The sequence below is a fragment of the Nocardia sp. KT25-26 genome, from assembly GCF_056627695.1.
Genome location: NZ_CM152813.1, coordinates 5590471 through 5609587 on the forward strand (window position 1 = coordinate 5590471; position 19117 = coordinate 5609587).

11 protein-coding genes are annotated in these 19117 nt (G+C 69.7%); 3 read left to right on the plus strand and 8 right to left on the minus strand.

Features of this window, described 5'->3' with window-relative positions:
* Window positions 1-44 precede the first annotated feature (44 nt).
* From AC1HFH_RS25345 to AC1HFH_RS25355, 3 genes are all read right to left on the minus strand, one after another.
* Entirely contained in the window at window positions 45-2600 is a 2556-nt protein-coding gene (locus AC1HFH_RS25345) for an ATP-dependent Clp protease ATP-binding subunit (RefSeq protein ID WP_480245290.1), read from the minus strand.
* Window positions 2601-2864: 264 nt separating this feature from the next.
* Window positions 2865-3722 carry an alpha/beta fold hydrolase gene (locus AC1HFH_RS25350; RefSeq protein ID WP_480245291.1) on the minus strand — a complete coding sequence of 286 codons (858 nt, stop codon included), beginning with the start codon at window positions 3720-3722 and terminating at the stop codon, window positions 2865-2867.
* The gene (locus AC1HFH_RS25355; protein WP_480245292.1) at window positions 3719-4597 is read right to left on the minus strand and encodes an SDR family NAD(P)-dependent oxidoreductase; all 879 of its coding nucleotides are present in this window, start codon (window positions 4595-4597) and stop codon (window positions 3719-3721) included. The genes AC1HFH_RS25350 and AC1HFH_RS25355 overlap by 4 nt, the downstream gene beginning before the upstream one ends.
* 265 nt (window positions 4598-4862) lie before the next feature.
* On the opposite strand from AC1HFH_RS25355, the gene AC1HFH_RS25360 reads away from it, so the two are divergent.
* The 3 genes from AC1HFH_RS25360 to AC1HFH_RS25370 are packed head-to-tail and all read left to right on the plus strand — an operon-like array spanning window position 4863 to window position 14589.
* Window positions 4863-12080 carry an amino acid adenylation domain-containing protein gene (locus AC1HFH_RS25360; protein ID WP_480245293.1) on the plus strand — a complete coding sequence of 2406 codons (7218 nt, stop codon included), beginning with the start codon at window positions 4863-4865 and terminating at the stop codon, window positions 12078-12080.
* Complete coding sequence (locus AC1HFH_RS25365) at window positions 12077-13276, plus strand: FAD-dependent oxidoreductase (RefSeq protein WP_480245294.1); 1200 nt, start codon at window positions 12077-12079, stop codon at window positions 13274-13276. Before AC1HFH_RS25360 ends, AC1HFH_RS25365 begins: the two co-directional genes overlap by 4 nt.
* Window positions 13273-14589: a phthiocerol/phthiodiolone dimycocerosyl transferase family protein gene (locus tag AC1HFH_RS25370; RefSeq protein WP_480245295.1), complete on the plus strand. Its 1317-nt coding sequence runs from the start codon at window positions 13273-13275 to the stop codon at window positions 14587-14589. The genes AC1HFH_RS25365 and AC1HFH_RS25370 overlap by 4 nt, the downstream gene beginning before the upstream one ends.
* Here the strand turns inward: AC1HFH_RS25370 and AC1HFH_RS25375 are convergent.
* The 5 genes from AC1HFH_RS25375 to lysS all read right to left on the minus strand — a co-directional run bounded on the left by AC1HFH_RS25375 (window position 14579) and on the right by lysS (window position 19030).
* Window positions 14579-15517, minus strand: coding sequence for an esterase/lipase family protein (locus AC1HFH_RS25375; protein WP_480245296.1), 939 nt, complete (start codon window positions 15515-15517; stop codon window positions 14579-14581). The two genes, AC1HFH_RS25370 and AC1HFH_RS25375, sit on opposite strands and share 11 nt — an antisense overlap.
* 132 nt (window positions 15518-15649) lie before the next feature.
* Window positions 15650-16159: an anthrone oxygenase family protein gene (locus AC1HFH_RS25380; protein ID WP_480245297.1), complete on the minus strand. Its 510-nt coding sequence runs from the start codon at window positions 16157-16159 to the stop codon at window positions 15650-15652.
* A gap of 138 nt (window positions 16160-16297) precedes the next feature.
* Window positions 16298-16921, minus strand: coding sequence for an FHA domain-containing protein (locus tag AC1HFH_RS25385; protein WP_480245298.1), 624 nt, complete (start codon window positions 16919-16921; stop codon window positions 16298-16300).
* A 171-nt stretch (window positions 16922-17092) separates the two neighbouring features.
* Window positions 17093-17446, minus strand: coding sequence for a histone-like nucleoid-structuring protein Lsr2 (locus AC1HFH_RS25390; protein ID WP_480245299.1), 354 nt, complete (start codon window positions 17444-17446; stop codon window positions 17093-17095).
* Between the two features lie 117 nt (window positions 17447-17563).
* Window positions 17564-19030, minus strand: a complete 1467-nt coding sequence (lysS, locus tag AC1HFH_RS25395) for a lysine--tRNA ligase (protein ID WP_480247973.1) — start codon at window positions 19028-19030, stop codon at window positions 17564-17566.
* Window positions 19031-19117 lie beyond the last annotated feature (87 nt).

Here is a 19117-nt window from a genome sequence, read left to right on the forward strand (position 1 = left end):
CCCGAGCGAACGGTTCGCTCGGGGCCGACCCTGCTGTGCCGAACCTACTCGCCGGCGGCCGGAGCCTCCGGGTTCTCGGTGGCGCCGGTCAGCACCACCTCCGGCTTGGCCTTGTCGTCGCCCTTGGTCAGCTTCGCCTTACCGGCGAAGGTGAACTTGGCGTCCTCGCCCTGGCCTTCGCCGTCCCAGCCCTCGACATCGACCTCGATGGTCTGGCCGGGGCCGATCTCGCCGAAGAGGATCTTCTCCGAGAGCTGATCCTCGATCTCGCGCTGGATGGTGCGACGCAGCGGCCGGGCACCGAGCACCGGATCGAAGCCGCGCTTGGCGAGCAGCTTCTTGGCGGTCTCGGTGAGCTCGATCGCCATGTCCTTGTTCCGCAGCTGGGTGGCGACGCGGTCGATCATCAGGTCCACCATCTCGACGATCTGCTCGTCGGTGAGCTGGTGGAAGACGATCACGTCGTCGATACGGTTCAGGAACTCCGGGCGGAAGTGCTTCTTCAGCTCGTCGTTGACCTTCGCCTTCATCCGGTCGTAGTTCGACTTGGTGTCGTCCTTGGCGGCGAAGCCGAGGCCCACGGCCTTCGAGATGTCGGCGGTCCCCAGGTTCGAGGTGAAGATCAGCACCGTGTTCTTGAAGTCGACCGTACGGCCCTGACCGTCGGTCAGGCGGCCGTCCTCGAGCACCTGCAGGAGCGTGTTGTAGATCTCCTGGTGTGCCTTCTCGATCTCGTCGAACAGCACCACCGAGAACGGCTTGCGCCGTACCTTCTCGGTGAGCTGGCCGCCCTCCTCGTAGCCGACGTAGCCCGGAGGGGCACCGAACAGCCGCGAGGCGGTGAAGCGGTCGTGGAACTCGCCCATGTCGATCTGGATGAGCGCATCGTCGTCGCCGAACAGGAAGTTCGCCAGCGCCTTGGACAGCTCGGTCTTACCGACACCGGACGGACCGGCGAAGATGAACGAACCGGACGGACGCTTCGGATCCTTCAACCCGGCCCGGGTGCGGCGGATCGCCTTCGACACGGCCTTGACCGCATCCTCCTGGCCGATGATCCGCTTGTGCAGCTCGTCCTCCATGCGGAGCAGCCGGGTGGTCTCCTCCTCGGTGAGCTTGAACACCGGGATACCGGTCCAGTTCGCCAGCACCTCGGCGATCTGCTCGTCGTCGACCTCGGCGACGACGTCCAGGTCACCGGAACGCCACTGCTTCTCCCGCTCGGAGCGCTGCGCGACCAGCTGCTTCTCCTTGTCGCGCAGCCGGGCCGCCTTCTCGAAGTCCTGCGCGTCGATCGCGGACTCTTTCTCCCGGCGGGCATCGGCGATCTTGTCGTCGAACTCGCGCAGGTCCGGCGGCGCGGTCATCCGGCGGATCCGCATCCGGGCACCGGCCTCGTCGATCAGGTCGATCGCCTTGTCCGGCAGGAAGCGGTCGTTGATGTAGCGGTCGGCCAGGGTCGCGGCGGCAACCAAGGCACCGTCGGTGATGGACACCCGGTGATGCGCCTCGTAGCGGTCCCGCAGGCCCTTGAGGATGTTGACGGTGTGCTCGACGGTCGGCTCGCCCACCTGCACCGGCTGGAAGCGGCGCTCCAGGGCGGCATCCTTCTCGATGTACTTGCGGTACTCGTCGAGGGTGGTGGCACCGATGGTCTGCAGCTCACCGCGGGCCAGCTTCGGCTTCAGGATCGAGGCCGCATCGATGGCGCCCTCGGCCGCGCCGGCGCCCACCAGGGTGTGCAGCTCGTCGATGAACAGGATGATGTCGCCGCGCGTGTTGATCTCCTTGAGCACCTTCTTCAGGCGCTCCTCGAAATCACCGCGGTACCGGCTGCCCGCCACCAGGGACCCCAGGTCCAGGGTGTAGAGCTGCTTGTCCTTCAGCGTCTCGGGAACCTCGCCGTTGACGATGGCCTGCGCCAGGCCCTCCACGACGGCGGTCTTACCGACACCGGGCTCGCCGATCAGGACCGGGTTGTTCTTGGTGCGCCGGGACAGCACCTGCATGACCCGCTCGATCTCCTTCGAGCGGCCGATGACCGGGTCCAGCTTGCCTTCCAGGGCCGCCTGGGTGAGGTTGCGGCCGAACTGGTCGAGCACCAGCGAGGTCGACGGGGTGCCGGTCTCGCTGCGCGCGCCCGACTCCACCGGTTCCTTGCCCTGGTATCCGGACAGCAGCTGGATGACCTGCTGGCGCACCCGGTTGAGATCGGCGCCCAGCTTCACCAGGACCTGGGCGGCGACGCCCTCGCCCTCTCGGATCAGACCCAGCAGGATGTGCTCGGTGCCGATGTAGTTGTGGCCGAGCTGCAGCGCCTCACGCAGGCTCAGCTCCAGCACCTTCTTCGCCCGCGGCGTGAACGGGATGTGACCGGACGGCGCCTGCTGGCCCTGCCCGATGATCTCCTCCACCTGGCTGCGCACACCCTCCAGCGAAATGCCGAGGGATTCCAGCGACTTGGCCGCGACACCCTCGCCCTCGTGGATCAACCCAAGCAGGATGTGCTCGGTGCCGATGTAGTTGTGGTTGAGCATCCTGGCCTCTTCCTGGGCCAGGACGACGACGCGCCTCGCGCGGTCGGTGAACCTCTCGAACATCGCTCCCTCACTCTCCTGCTCCGACAGTCTGGCCACAGACGCCGCAGTGTCTGGTCAACCTGGGCGTACGCGGTGACGAACCTGCCGTCAGCCTGCCATGAAGCCCGGGGGTTGCGGCCCCCGCCTCCACTCTAGATGCCAGGGCACTGTGCCGCCGCCGGTCCACCCTATTGACGGCCCGGCGGCCATACGGTCATTCACTCACAACGCGCACGTCGAGCGTTTCGTTTCCTCCCCGATTTTGCCCTCAGCGAACAGGACCGGTCACCGTGCGCATCGCTGGGTCAGGAAGAGCGACAGTTCGGCGGCGAGGCGGTCCGGCCGGTCCCAGGGCACGCAGGTGCCGCTGTCCGCGATCTCCACCAGGTCGGCGTCCGGAAACGTCGCCGCCAGACGCGGGCCGTGGTCGCGGGGCATCAGCCGGTCCTTGCCCGCCCAGACCACCAGGGCCGGGCCGGGGAACTCGGCGGGTGCCGCCGCCCAGTGGGCCAGCCGGTCCGGGGCGTAATCGTCGGCGAGGATCGCCCGGACGTCACGGCGGACGGCGGGGTCCGTCCCGAACGGGCGCAACCAGCGATCCGCCGTCGCGGAGGGGATGGGGCGCTCGGTGGTGACGTCGCCGGCGGCCAGCAGCCGCCGCAGCGGGGCCTGCCGCTGGGCCCAGCCGAGGGCCGCGAAGGCGCCGGGGAGGCGGGCGGCGCGAGCGAAGGCGCGGCCGGGGGCGCCGGGCGGATAGTTGTCGAACGCCTCGCAGGCGATCGCGGCGATCGCACGCAGCCGGCTGCCGGTACCGGTCGCCAGCATCACCTGGGCGGCACCCCAGTGGTTCTGCACCAGCACCACCTCGTCCAGGTCGAGCGCGGCGCAGAAATCGTCCACCAGGGCGGCCAGGCCGGGGACCGTAAGGTCGGCGCCCGGTCGCATCGGCAGCCGGTGCGCGCCCAGCGGCAGCGTCGGCCGCAGGTATCGGAAACCCGGCGGCAGCTGCCGCACCACCTCGTCCCAGACCGTCGCGTCCTTCATCGCACCGTGCAGGAACAACACGGCCGGGCCGGCGCCGGAGTCGAAGTACTCGATCCGCCCGGCCGGGACCGCCACCGTCTCCGGGACCGGCGCGGTCACCGGGCCACCAGAGCCAGATCGAGCACCCGGTCCGGGAGCAGCCGGGCGACCAGCGTCGAGGTCCACGAGTCCCGGCCGACCCGGTACCGGGTGCGTGGCCGGCGATCGGTCAGCGCGCGTTCCACCGCGGTCGCGAACTGCTCCGGCCTGGTCCGGCTGGTCCGGGCCAGCCGATCGTTGGCGGCGACGAACTCGGTGAACGGGCGGCGATAACGTTCGGCGATCTCGACCGGGACCCGATCCAGTATCTCATCGGCGCCGCCGGCGATCTTGTCCCAGATCGGCGTCATGATCGCACCGGGTTCGACCACCGACACACTCACCGACTGCGCCGCCAGTTCCCGGCGCAGCGAATCGGACAGCCCCTCCTTCGCGAACTGCGCGGCGGCGTAGGCCCCGAGGAACGGGGTGGCCACCCGGCCGACCCCGGAGGCGACATTGACCACCCGGCCGACCGGCCCGGTCGCCACGGTTCCGGCACGCAGCAACGGCAACATGGCGCGGGTCATCGCGACGGCACCGATCACATTGACCGCCAGCTGTTCCCGCAGCTGTTCCGGGTCCAGGCATTCCAGCGGTGCACAGACGCAGATCCCGGCATTGTTCACCAGGCCGCGCAGCCCTCGTTCCCCGACCGCGTCCGAAACCCGCTTCCGGGCAGCGGCTATCGCGGCGGAATCGGTGACGTCCAGCGGTAACGGCGTCAGTTCTCCGGACAGCCCGGAACTCTCGGCCACCAGTTCACCGGCGGCCGTTTCGGACCGGACACCGGCGAAGACGGTGAAGCCGGAGCGGGCCAGCTGCACCGCTGCGGCGCGACCCAGACCCGACGATGCCCCGGTGATGACGACAGCACCCGGCTCGACTACCGACACAGCTATACCCCTGAACGCGAAAGTTGTTGAACTACAAGGTGATTGATGTCACCTCGACTGGTTCGAGTATTGCTACTCGCGGGTTTACTACGCAAAAGTAGGCATAACGGTTCGTGTCTCGCAACTCGAGCAGAACCGGACCATTCACAACGCGCCTACCAGGAACTTCGTCAACGAAGACAGTTTCGAGACGCTCGATTACTACGCGGCGACGAACATCCGCCGCACACCTTGTTCTCGGGGTGCATTCCATGGGAGATCGTTGATGCTCGCTGACCAGATTCTCGCTGCCGCCCACCAACCGCTCACCGCATTGCAACGCGACATCCTGGCGATCGCGGCCCGGCATCCGGAGCTGCCGATCGTGCAGATCGCCGGCTACAGCCATCTCTCCTACCGGGTGGATGTCGCCCGGATCCGCCGCTGTGTGCAGCTGGCCTTCGAACGCAACGATGCGCTGCGGCTCCGGATCGCCGAAATCGACGGTGAATTGCGCCAGTACGTGCTCGATCCCGGCGATCCGGCGACGCCGGACGCCGTCCCGGAGCTCGAAGTGCACGACTTCAGCGCCGCCGCCGACCCGGAGCGGGCCTGCCTGGACTGGATGCGCGCCGCACACGGCCGCGTACTACGTGCCGACGGCCCGATGGTCCGGTTCACCGTCCTGATCGACAGCCCGGATTCGCACTACCTGTTCGGCCGGGTCCACCACGCGGCGGGCGATGCCTGGGCGGTCAACCTGCTGCTCGGCCAGATCCTCGGCGACTACGAGAGCACCACCCCGACCACCGAGCTGACCGCAACCGAGGCGCCGTCGATTCTGGCCGCCGCGACCCGGGAAGCCGAGTACCGCGCGTCACCGCAGTGGGAGCAGGACCGCGGCTGGTTCCTGGACTACCTGGACGGCGTGACTCCGGCGCTGTTCGCCCGCACCGCGAGCCTGGACACCGTGCAGCGCACCGAGTACCACGTGTCCCTCGACACCGACCTCGCCGCGGCCGTGCGGGCCACCGGCCGTTCGGTGTTCGCGGTGATCGCGGCGGCGATCGCGCACTATCTGACCACGGCGCACCACAGCGACGAAGTTGTGCTCGGGGTGCCGATGCTCAACCGGAACACTCCGGAAGATCTGCTGACCGTCGGCGATTTCACCAATATGATCCCGCTCCGGGTCCGGACCACCGGTGCCCCCTCGCTGCCGGATCTGGCCGCCCGGATCGCCGGGCAGGTCCGCGAGCTCAAACAACGGCAGGGTTTCGCCTACGGCGATATCGTGCGCGGGCTGACCGAACGACAGTCCGGGCTGCCCACCCTCTTCGACGTCACCTACTCGCATGTGCGGCTGCCCGCAGCCGATCATCTGGACCGGCTGCTGGAACGCACCCGGATGTTCTCCGCCGGAACGGTCGCCGACGCGGTGAACATCCTGGCGGTGGAACACGATCGCGACGGCCGGATCGACCTGCACATCTTCGCCTCCACCGATGTATTCGACGAACATCTGCCGATCGCGGCCGTGGTCCGGCAGATCGGCGGGCTGCTGCAGGCCGGACTGGCCGCTCCGCAGACTCCGCTCGCCGACACCGATTGGCTGCCAGAGCCCGATCTGCGGACCCTCGAGTCCTGGGAGAGCGGCCCGCAGGTGGAGTTGCCGGAGACCACCGTGGCCCGGCTGCTCGCCGAGCAGGCGGGCCGTACCCCGGCTGCGCCCGCGGTCCGGACCGCCTCGGCCACCCTCGGCTACCGCGAATTCGTCGCCGCCGCCGACCGGCTGGCCGGCATCCTGCGCGACCACGGCGTCCGGCCCGGCGACCGGGTCCCGGTGATTGCGCCCCGATCCATCGACCTGCTGGTCGCCGTCCACGGGATCCTCCGCGCCGGAGCGGCATACGTCCCGATCGATCCCGGATACCCGGCGGAGCGGATTGCGACCGTGATCACCGAGAGCGGCGCCCGCTGCGTGGTGGCCGCCGCCGAACTACCCGAGCCGGCCCGGGCCGGTGCGGTGGTGATCCCGCCGCCGGACCGGGCGGCCGGCACCGGCGCACCGCCCGCCGCGGAACTGCCCGCCATGCCGTCGGACCCCGCCTACGTGATCTTCACCTCCGGTTCGACCGGGCGCCCCAAGGGCGTCGTCATCGAGCATCTGTCGGTGGTCAACCGGCTGCGCTGGATGCAGCACCGTTACCCGATCACCGCCGACGATGTGATTCTGCAGAAGACCCCCGCGACCTTCGACGTCTCGGTGTGGGAGCTCATGTGGTGGTCGATCACCGGCGCCTCGGTGGCCCTGCCCGAGCCGGGCGCGGAACGGGATCCGCGCCGGATCGTGGCGGCGATCGCGGCGCACGGCGTCACGGTGCTGCATTTCGTCCCGTCCATGCTGGATCCGTTCCTGGCCGAGCTCGCTGCGAACCCAGCTGCCCGGCAGCAGGTTTCGACGCTACGGCGGGTGTTCTGCAGTGGCGAGGCGCTGCCCGCCGAGCTGGTGGCCCGTTTCCACGCCGTGTTCCCGGGACCGGATGCGCCGCAGCTGGTGAACCTCTACGGGCCGACCGAGGCCACCGTCGACGTCTCCTGGTTCGACTGCACCCCGGCCACCGCGGACGCCGGGGTGGTGCCGATCGGGCGCCCGATCGAGAACATCGCTCTGCTGGTGCTCGACGAGCGCGGTCGCCGGATGCCGCCCGGTGTCCCGGGTGAACTGAACATCGCCGGGGTCGGTGTCGCCCGGGGCTACCTGGACCGCCCGGCGCTCACCGCGGCAGCCTTCGTGGCGGATCCGCGGCTGCCGGGCGGGCGGCGGTACCGGACCGGCGATATCGCCCGCTGGCGCGCCGACGGCACCCTCGAATACCTGGGCCGACGTGACGACCAGGTGAAGATCCGTGGCAACCGGGTCACCCTCGGCGAGGTGGAGAACGCGCTGCTCCGCTGCCCCGGGGTCCGCGCGGCGGCCGTCGTCGACCAGCCGTCGGCCACCCACGGCGCCTATCTGATCGGCTACTTCGTCCCGGAGCACCCCGGCAGCACCGATGCCGCCGCGCTGGCCGCGCAGCTGGCCGACCGGCTACCGGGCTACCTGGTGCCCAGCCGGTTCGTGCAGTTGACGACGATCCCGCTGACCGCGAACGGCAAGCTGGACCGGCGCGCGTTGACCGCCGCGGCGGCACCGGTGGAGGCGGAAACCGATACCGCGCGTACCGAAATCGAGGCGATACTGATCGAGCTGTGCGCCGAGGTGCTGGGCGCCCCGATCGGGGTACACGACAACTTCTTCACCCACGGTGGCGATTCGATCCTGGCGCTCACCCTGCGCACCGCCGCCGAACGGCGGGGTCTGCAACTGGATCTGGACGTCCTGTTCGCTCACCCGACCATCGCCGAGCTGGCCGGGCACACCAGGACCGGTACGGCCGCCGCGGACCGGGTTACCGAGCCGTTCCAGCAGGTGCCGCTGGTGGACCGGGCCGCGCTGGACGCCGCCGAGGACGCCTTTCCGGTGAACTCGCTGCAGCTGGGCATGCTGTTCCACGCGGCCGAGCGGACCGACTCGACGTTGTACAAGGACGTCTTCCGGTACCGGCTCCGGATGCCCTGGCAGGAGCGCGAGTTCCGGGCGGCGGCCGAGGCGCTGGTGGCGGAGCAGCCCGCCCTGCGCAGCACCTTCGACCTGACCGGGTTCAGCACCCCGATGCAGATCGTGCACCCGCACCGGCCGGTACCGCTCACCGTCAGCGGCCCGGTCACCCCGGACCGGATCAGCGACTACGTCGAAGAGCAGCGCCGCGCCGACTACGACATCGCGTCCGGACCGCTGTTCTCGCTACGGGTGTTCCGCACCGCCCCGGACGATATCCATCTGGTGCTCGCCTTCCACCACGCGATCCTGGACGGCTGGAGTGTCGCGACCCTGGTACAGCGGCTGCTCCGGTACTACTTCGCCGCGCTCGGACTCCCGGTGCCGGCACCCCGGGCACCCGACCGACCGGCCACGGTCCCGGCCGAATACGTGCGCGACGAACAACGCGCGGCCGCCGACCCCGGACCGGCCGCATATTGGCAGTCATTCCTGGCCGGGTCCGACCCGACCGCCCTGCCCGGCGCGGTCGCACACACGCCCACGCCTGCGGTTCCCGAACGCCCGCGCGTCACCCTGGTGGTTCCGGACGGGGTGCAGGCCGCCGCCCGCCGCTTCGCCACCGAGCGCGGCGTCCCGCTCAGAACGCTGCTGCTCACCGCGCACTGCCTGGCGCTGCGGACGGTGACCGGGCTGGGCGACGTGACCACCGGCGTGATCGGCCACGCCCGGCCCGGCCGCCCGGATGCCGAGACGGTGGCCGGGCTGTTCCTCAACACCGTCCCGATGCGCCTCGACGACACCCCGGCGACCTGGGCGGCTGCGGTGCAGTCGATCGCGGCGAAGGAGCGGGCGAGCCATCCGCACCGGCGCTACCCGATGCGATCGATGCTGGCCGACCGGACCCACGGGGGCCGGTCCCGGGGCACAAAGCTGTTCGAAACCGCATTCAACTACGTGAACTACCACATGTTCGGTGAACTGGCGCAGCTCGGCACCTCCGACGGTCCGGATATCGAACTGCTGGACTTCGAGGTGCGCGAGGAGACCGATTTCGCCGCGCTGCTGACGGTGGCCACCGATCCGCGTGACGGACGCATGCTGATCCGGGTCGACGGCGCCGAGACGCTCAGCACCGCGCAGTGCGATCAGCTGGCCACCACCTGCTTGCGGGTGCTGCAGACGCTGCTCACCGACCCGGACGGACCGGCCGACCTCGGCGCCGCCCGGCTGCGGACCACCGATGTCGCCACGCTGTTCGCCGAGCAGGCGGCCCGCACCCCACAGGCCGTGGCCATCCGCTCGGACACCGCGACCTGGAGCTACGACGAACTGGCCCGGCGGGTGGACCGGATCGCCGGACGGCTGCGTCGGCTCGGTCTGCCGCCGCAGGCCCGGATCGGCGTGCTGATGCGGCGCAGTCCGGAACTGGTCGCGACGGTTCTGGCTATCGCCGAGGCCGGGGCGGTCTGCCTGCCCCTGGATGTCGACTATCCGCGGCAGCGGCTGCTCGCGATGATCGCCCGCAGCCGGCCGGCCCGGATCGTGGCCGACCCGGAGTACGCCGATATCGTCGACGCCGACCGCGCCGATCTGCTGCTGCATGCCGCCACCCTCGCCGAAGCGACCGGCGAACCCGCCGGGGTGATGCCGGTACCGCACCCGGAGGCACCGGCCTACGTGCTGTTCACCTCGGGTTCCACCGGTGAACCGAAGGGCGTGGTGATGCCGCACCGGGCGCTGGCCAACCTGCTGGCCTGGCAGCGGCGTACCGGCAGCGGAGCCGCGCACCGCACCCTGCAGTACGCACCGATCGGCTTCGACGTGGCCTTCCAGGAGATCTACGCGACGCTGACCACCGGCGGCGAGTTACGGCTGGCGCCCGCTGCCGCCCGCTCGGATCTGCGCGCCGTACTGGACACGGTGATCGACGACGATATCGAGCGGATCTTCCTGCCGTTCGTCGCTCTGCAGGCGTTCGCCGAGACGGCCCTGGCCACCGGCCGGATCCCGGCCGGGCTGAAGGTACTGGTGTCCTCCGGGGAGCAGTTGCGCATCACGCCCGAGATCCGACAGTTGTGTGCCGCCGTTCCCGGGCTGATCCTGGAGAATCAGTACGGTCCCACCGAAACCCACGTCACGGTGCACCACGCCATGTCCGGTGGCGCGGCACAGCTGCCGGCACTGCCGCCGATCGGCCGGGCTGTCGACGGCGCCACGGTGCACCTGCTCGACCGGTCGCTGCGTCCGGTGCCCGACGGCGTCGAAGGCGAGCTCTATCTCGGCGGCGCCGCCGTCGCCACCGGCTACGAGAACCGGCCCGGGCTCACCGCGCAGCGGTTCGTTCCGGCCGGACCGCGCGGTGAACTCGTCTACCGCACCGGCGATCTCGGCTTCCGGCTGCCGTCCGGTGATGTGGTGTGCCGCGGCCGGGCCGACAGCCAGGTCAAGATCCGCGGCTACCGGGTGGAGCCCGCCGAGGTGGAGCTGCAGATCGCAGCCCTGGCCCCGGAGTTTCCCGGAATCACCGAATCTGCCGTGGTCGCCCGGACATTCGGCGAGACCGATGCCGTGCTCACCGCATTTTTGGTCGGCGACGAATCCGGCACCGATATCGCCGCCCTGCGCGCACGGCTCGATACCGTCCTCCCGGCGTACCTGGTGCCCGGCCGGTTCGCCTGGCTGCCGGCGATGCCGAAGACCCCCAGCGGTAAGCGCGACGACCGGATGCTGCGCGAAGTGCCGCTGGACCCGGTCGACGCGGTGGAGTACACGCCGCCACGCGACGAGATAGAGGCCGCCGTCGCCGAGATCATGGCCGAATGCGCCGGAGTTCCGGCGATCGGCGCCGACCAGGACTTCTTCGATGCCGGTGGCACCTCGGTCGGCGCCATGCGGGTGGTGCTCGGCCTGAACCGGCGCTGGGACACCGAGATCCCGCTGGACACCTTCGTGAAGGCGCCCACTGCGGCGGCGCTGGCGGCCATCGTCCGCAACGACGGCAAACGCCATTTCGACCCGCTGGTCACGCTGCACCGGGCGGGCACCGGTACGCCGCTGTTCCTGGTGCACCCGATCGGCGGCAATGTGCTCTGCTACCTGCCGCTGGCCCGGCATCTGCCGAAGGACCGGCCGGTGTACGGCCTGCAGGCGGCCGGCGCCGACCTGGGCAGCGAGCCGCTGCGCCGGATCGAGGACATGGCCGAGTCCTATCTGGCCGCGATCCGCCGGGTGCATCCGGAGGGGCCGTACCACGTGGCGGGCTGGTCGTTCGGCGGCTACATCGCCCTCGAGATCGCCCGGCTGATGTCGGCCGACGAGGTCGCGGGCGTGACGCTGCTCGACACGATCGCCCTGCGACCGGGACGCCGCGATCCGTTCCCGGCCGAATCCCTGATGCGGTGGTTCTTCCTGGAGCTGCTCTGGTACGCCCGCGGCGCCGAGGTGACCGGCTTCGACTTCGATCCCGGCACCGGCGACACCGACGAGGTGTTCACCCGGATGCTGGACGAGGCGATTGCCGCCGGGCTGCTGCCGGAACAGAGCTCGCCGCGCACCATCCGCCGGCTCTACGACGTGTTCGAGGCCAATGCGGATGCGGTGCGCAACTACCGGATGTCCCCGCTCGACCGGGACGTCACACTGCTGCGGGCGGCCGGTGGACTGCCCGACGGCCTCGACCTGATCCACCGGATCGCCGGGACCATGTTCGACAGCGATTCCAACGGCTGGGCCGAGCACATCGAAGGCGAGCTGCGCATCGTCACGATCCCCGGCGACCACCTCGACATGATGGTCGAACCGCATGTCCGGCAGCTCGCCGCGACCCTGGCCACCCTGCCGGCCGCCACCGGTTCCGGCACCGACGACACCCAGCAGACCGACGAGGCGGCCCAGGCATGACAGATCCGAAGGTATTGATTCTCGGCGCCGGAATCGGCGGCCTCAGCGCGGCCGCCGGTTTGCACCGGGTGGGCGTGCGCGCCGAGGTCTTCGAAGCGGCACCGGCACCCCGCGACAGCGGCACCGGGCTCGGCCTGCTCAGCAACGCGGTGGCGGCGGCGCAGGCGCTGGGGGTACCGCTCACGGCGGTCGGGCAGGTCGCACACAGTTTCGAGATGTGCACCAGCACGGGTGAACTCATCCGTGAATTGCCGATCGTCGAGATCGGTGCCGAACTGGGTGCACCGTCAGTGAGCGTGGATCGGCACAGCCTCATCCAGGCCCTGCACGAAGCATGCGGTGACACTCCGGTCACCTACGGCGCCCGCGCAGTTCGCTACGAACTCCCCGGAAGCGGCGGTGTCACCGTGCATTTCGACGACGGCCGCACCGCGCACGGCGATGTACTGATCGGCGCCGACGGAATCGGCTCGATGGTCCGATCCCGGTTGCACGGCGACCGCCCGGCCCGCGAATACGGTTACCTCTGCTGGCTCGCGATCACCGACTTCGCCCATCCGCGCGCGACCCCGGGCCGCATCGGCCACTATCTGGGCCGCGGACAGCGTTTCGGGCTGATCGATCTCGGCGGCGGCCGGACCTACTGGTGGGCCACCAAGAACATGCCCGCCGGACAGGCCCGTGGCTGGGCGGGCGACCGGGCGGAGATCGCCGCCGCCTTCGCCGGCTGGGCGCCCGAGGTGGGCGCGGCAATCGCCGCCACCGACCCGGCAGCCATCGTGGCGGTACCGGCGCGGGACCGGGATTTCACGGCGACCTGGGGAGCCGGGCCGGTGACCCTGGTCGGCGATGCCGCGCATCCGATGCTGACCAGCCTCAGCCAGGGTGCCGGATCCTCGATCGAGGACGGCTACGTGCTGGCCCGCACCGTCGCCGACCGGCTCGCCTGCGACGGCGACCTGACCGCGGCCCTGCGCGACTACGAACGCGAACGCATCCCCCGCACCCGGCAACTGGTCGCGGGTTCGCGCCGGCTCAGCCGCACCGAACAGTTCGAGGGCCGCCTGCTGTGCGGGGTTCGCGATCTGCTGCTCGGCCGGTTACCGGCGTCGATGGTGAAACGGATCAATATGGCGCCCATGCGGTTCCCGGTACCACCGCTACCGGCCCGCACCGGCGAGCGGACGCCGTCGTGACAGCGGTGGCCCGGGCGCTGAGTCCGCTCGAACGCTGGTACTGGGTGCTGGACCGGGTGAGCCCGCTCAATGCGATCGCCCGGGTCCGGATCGGGGCGGCCGTTCGCCCGGAAGCACTCCGGGCGGCCGCCGACCGGCTGGCGGCCCGGCATCCGCTGCTCCGGGTCGCGGTCGCCACCGATGCGGACGGCACGAATCCGCGCTTCGTGCCCACCGCGGCCCGGATCGAGATCCGCCGGGTCCGCGGCACCTCCGACACCTGGGAACGGGAGGTCGACGACACCGAACTGGCGGCGGCGCTGGACTGTGCGAACGGCCCGTTGGCCCGGATCCTGCAGGTGGACACCGATACCGGACAGACCGATCTGGTCCTGGTGTTCTCGCACATCATCGCGGACGGCAAGGCCACCCTGGCCGCGCTGCGCGACCTGGTGGTCGACGCCGAAGCCGCCCAGCGCGGCAGCATCGACACCGCGACGAACCGGCCGGCGATCGGCCCACCGGAATCCGGTTTCCCCGCCCGCTTCCGGGCGACCTCCGGGCTGCTCCGGGCGGTCCGGGCGACCGGGGCCATCGAACTGCGCACCGCGCTGCGGCGCCCGCACCGGCTCGGCGCCGAGGTCCGGGTGACGCCACCGCTGCGGCGCACCCGCCTGCTCCGCCGCACGCTGGCCGGCCCGGAGCTGACACTGCTGCAACAGGCCTGCCGGAAGCACGGCGTCACCGTGCACGGCGCGCTCACCGCCGCGCTGGCCGCGGCCGTCGGCGCCGAGCTGACTCCGGGTCGCGGTGGCACGACCGGAATCGGCTGCCCGGTCGACTTCCGGGGCGAGCTGGAACCGCCGGTCGGACCGGACGATCTCGGCGCCTATGTGACCACGCTGCCGGTCGCGGTGCCCTACGGTCCGCGGATCTACTTCTGGCAGGCCGCGGCCCGGGTCGGCACGGAACTGCGCAGCCGCACCGCCGCCGGCGACCAGTTCGCGCTGATCACCCTGCTACGGCTGCTGGCACCCCCAGCCGCGGAGCGCAGCGCCGCCGCACTCCGGACCGTGGAGCAACGCGGCCCCGGCAATGTCTGCCTGTCCAATATCGGCCGGTTCGCCATGCCGGATCGGATCGGCGATTGGCCGATCTCGGGCACCCAGGGGATCGCCGGACTGTCGGCCACCGGCTATCTGGTCGGTGTGGTGAACACCAGCCATGCCACGCTGCACTGGAACTTCGGTTACGTGGACGGGATCGTCTCGGCCGAACGCGCCGGCCGGATCGCCGACAGCGCGCTGCGCCTGCTGGAATCGGTCATCCGGTGAACGGCGGCACGAATTCGCAGGGCACCGGCGGCGCACCGGCCGGGTCCAGCGCGGCGAGTACGAAACCCGCCGCCCGCGGGCTGCCGGCGATGCCCATGTGCTCGGAATAGTCCTGGGCGCACCCGTCCTGGACCACCACATTGGTCACGCCCGGCCCCGGCACCAGACCGGAGGTGTAGGGCACCACGATCTCGTCATAGCTCGTGGTGATGTTGGTGTAGGTGACATCCGGGTGGTACAGGCCGTCGGCATTGAGGTCGCGTACGAAATCGGAGCCCATCAGCAGCTGGCCGCAGGCCCGGCACAACGAGGTCGCGACGGCATCGAAGGCGGCACCGGCGCCGAGGGCGCGGCTGAACTCCGCGATCTGCCCGGCCCCGGCCACATTCGAGCCGAGCCAGGCCGGGGCCAGCGCAATCATCTTGCCGACCTTCGCGGCACCGCCGAGCCGTTTGATGTAGTAGTTGCCGACGGTATTGCCCTGGGAATGGCCGATCAGATCCACCCGATCCGCGCCGGTGTCGGCGAGCACCCGGTCCACGAAGGCCGCCACCTCCCGGCCGCTCTCCTCGATCGGGCGCATCCCGCCGATCGCCGAGACCGGCCAGGGCAGGTCGTAGGCACCGTAGGTGAGCGTGTAGACGCAGTAGCCGGCGTTGGCCAGCAGCGGGGCGTACACACCCCAGTTGGTCTGCGCTCCGCCGCCGGTGCCGTGCAGCAGCACCACCGGGTCCGGGTGTTCGGGTGCGGGGGTGCAGGCCGGATCGTCCGCCCCGGGCAGGCTCCCGCCGGGGCGGGTCAGCTCGTCGGGGATGCCGGCGAAGAAGTTGTAGTCCACCGGGTACGGCTGGGCATGTGCGGTGCTGACCGTGCAGGCGAGCGCGGTGAGCACGGCCAGGATCAGAGTCGAACCGGAGATGCGGCGCATCGGCAGCCCCCTTCGTCTAGAACGTGTTGCACATTCTGCGCCGGGGGTCGCCGGCCGCGCGGGCTTACCGGCCGGTAACCGAAACCTCGGGTACCGGCACGGCGGTCGCGGGCCCGCGGCCGCCGCCCGGGATCATCCGGCCCGGCCGTGCTGGATTCCGGCCGTCACCAGGGCACCGCACAACACCGCCAGCGCCGCCGTGTGCAATACGGCCCGCAGCACGTTCCAGCGCACCCAGACGTCCTCGAAGGCCGCCCGGACCGCGGCCGGGTCGGCGATCGCACCGGGCTCGCCCGCGGCCGCGAGCCGATCGTTGAGCGGCACGTTGCACCCCACGGTCACCGCGAATGCCAGCACGTTCAGCACCGCAGCGGCCACCAGCCAGACCAGCGTCGCGCGATGATCGGCACCCAGATGCAGCCCGACCGCCAGCGCGCTGAAGCCGACCGTGCCGAGAAATCCGATCATGAACCACGGATTCACGATCACCACGTTGATCTTCTGCATCAGGTCGATCATGGTGCGGTCGCCGGTGCGGCGCAGCGCCGGCATCACCGACATCGCATACGCGTAGAAGACCCCGGCGACCAGCCCGGTACTCAGTACCACCGCGACCAGGGACGCCATCCGGATTGCGAACATCTCCATCTCCTCCGAGTCCAGGGATCGGGACCGTCCACCGGCACCGCCCGTACGACCAGTCAACCGGCCGTACGGTGCAGCCGACATGGCTGCGACGCTCGGGTACCTGCGCGAGGCTCTGCCCGCACCGGATCGGCCCTACAGATCGCGGTCGGAGACCAGCCCGCTCTTGATCGCCAGAGCGGCCAAGCGGGCCCGTTTCTGATTCTGCGGCAGATCGCCGACCCCGAACTTGGCGAACAGGGCCCGCAGATGCGTTTTCACCGCGTCCACGCTCAGATACAGCTCGCCGGCAATTTCCTGATTCGAGGCCGGGGTGACGAATCCGGCGCCGGGTTTGTACGGGCGGCACAATGCGACGAGGACCGCTCGCTGAGTTTCGGTAAGCGACCGCACAGTCGGTAGTGCCAGCGATGCCGTCCGCGTGGCATCGTCGACGGCGCCGCCGAAATCGAAATAGTGCAGCACGGTGGCACCCACCCGGATCCGGTCACCCGGCTCCAGCCGGCGGCGGCCGACCACCCGTTCACCGTTGACAAAGGTGCCGTTCCGGGACAGCCCGTCGTCGACGATCGTCCAGTGCGCGCCCAGCTGCTCCACCGCCGCGTGCAGCCGGGAGACCTCCGCATCCCAGCCCAGCACCAGGTCGGCGGCACTGTTGCGGCCGATGGTGATCCGCTGCCGGGCCGGATCGAGCGCCAGTTCGTGGCGGGCACCGGTGTCGTCGGTGCACCGCAGGAACGCCCCGGCGAATTCGGTCACGTGCACCTCGTCTCGTCTGCTGCCCGGCATCCAGTCTAGTCACCTCGCCGCACCGGCGGGCACCCGAAGCCGGTGCCCGGCAATGGAATCCCCCCAGGGAACACCCGAGGGGCCGATCCGGCGGCAACTGCCGGGTCGGCCCCTCGCGGGCGGATCAGCGCGACGAAGAATTCAGCTCTTGCCGACTTCCTTGTTGTAGGCCTCGGTGATGTCGGCCGAGATGCGCCCGCGAGCGGAAACCTTGTGGCCCTTGCGGCGCGCCCACTCGCGAATGGCGGCGCTCTGCTCGCGATCCATCGAGACCCGGCTCTTACCGGAGGACGCTGCGGTCTTCGACTTGCGCCGACCGCTCACCCGGCGGGCGTTGTCGACCCACTGCCCCAGGCCGTCCCGGAGCTTGGCCGCATTGGCCGTCGACAGATCGATCTCGTACGATACCCCGTCGATCGCGAACTCGATGGTCTCGTCCGCGATGGACTCACCGTCGACATCGTCGATCAAGCTAACGGTGACCTTCTTTGCCATGAGATGAACGTCCTCTCGAAATCGTGCGACCCGTAACCCAGGCCCAATGCCCGAGGCAAGAATACCCCTTATTCACAAAATACCAACATTTACCCTACGGCGCACAAGACATGCAGGTCAGCGTCCAGCCGGGCGAACAATTGGGAAGAGGATCGTTTCCCGGATTCCCAATCCGGTGAGTGCCATCAGCAGTCGATCGATTCCCATACCGGTTCCGGTCGTCGGCGGCATACCGTGCTCCATGGCGGCGAGGAAGTCTTCGTCGAGCACCATCGCCTCGTCGTCACCGGCCGCCGCCAGGCGAGCCTGATCGACGAAACGTTCCCGCTGGATCACCGGATCCACGAGCTCGGAATAACCGGTTGCCAGCTCGAAGCCGCGGACATAGAGATCCCACTTCTCGGTGACTCCGGACCGGGAACGATGCTCCCGGGTCAGCGGCGAGGTCTCGACCGGGAAGTCACGAACGAATGTCGGCGCGTACAGCTTGTCACCGTACTGATGCTCCCAGAGTTCTTCGACAAGTTTCCCGTGTCCGTAGCCCTTGCCCTCCGGAATTTCCAGACCGACCCGATCGGCCAGTGCCAGCAATTCCGCGACGGTGGTTTCCGGGGTGACCTCCACCCCGATCGACTCGGACAGCGACGGGTACATCTCCACGGTCGCCCACTCGCCGCGAAGATCGTATTCCGTTCCGTCGGCCAGCGTCACCACCTGCGTTCCGAACGCCTCCTGGGCGACCTCCTGAACCAATTCCCGGATCATCTTCGCCGAGTCGTCGTAGGTTCCGTACGCCTCGTAGGTTTCCAGCATCGCGAACTCCGGCGAGTGCGTGGAGTCGGCACCCTCGTTCCGGAAGTTCCTATTGATCTCGAAGACCTTCTCCAGGCCGCCCACGACACAACGCTTCAGGAAAAGCTCCGGTGCGATGCGCAGGTACAAGTCCATATCCAACGCATTGGAATGGGTGACAAACGGCCGGGCCGCCGCACCGCCGTGCAGCGTCTGCAGCATCGGCGTCTCCACCTCGAGGAACCCGCGGCGCTCCAGCGCGTTGCGCAGCGCCCGCACCACGTTCACCCGGGTCCGGGCCATCTCCCGCGCCTCGGGCCGGACCACCAGGTCGACGTAGCGCTGCCGGACCCGCGACTCCTCGTTCATCTCCTTGTGCGCCACCGGCAGCGGCCGCAGCGATTTGGCCGCCATCGACCAGGAATCGGCCATCACGCTGAGTTCACCGGTGCGCGAGGAGATCACTTCACCGTGCACGAAAACGAAATCACCCAGGTCCACATCGGACTTCCAGGCGGCCAGCGCATCGGCGCCGACGGCATTGCGGCTGATCATCGCCTGCAGCTTGGTGCCGTCGCCCTCCTGCAGCATCGCAAAGCACAACTTGCCGGTATTGCGCAGGAAGATCACCCGGCCGGCCACCCCGACCTGCAGTCCGGTCGCGGTATCGGCCGCCAGATCCGGGTAGGTCTCGCGAATCTCGGCGAGCGTATGGGTACGCGGAACCACCACGGGATAGGCTTGCTCCCCCTGCTCGAGCAGGCGCGCCCGCTTCTCCTGGCGGATCCGCATCTGCTCGGGGACATCGCTGTCCGCAGCGGAACCGATGGCGGGGCCGGAAGCAGGCTGATTCGGGGTGCTCACATCGGATAACCCTAT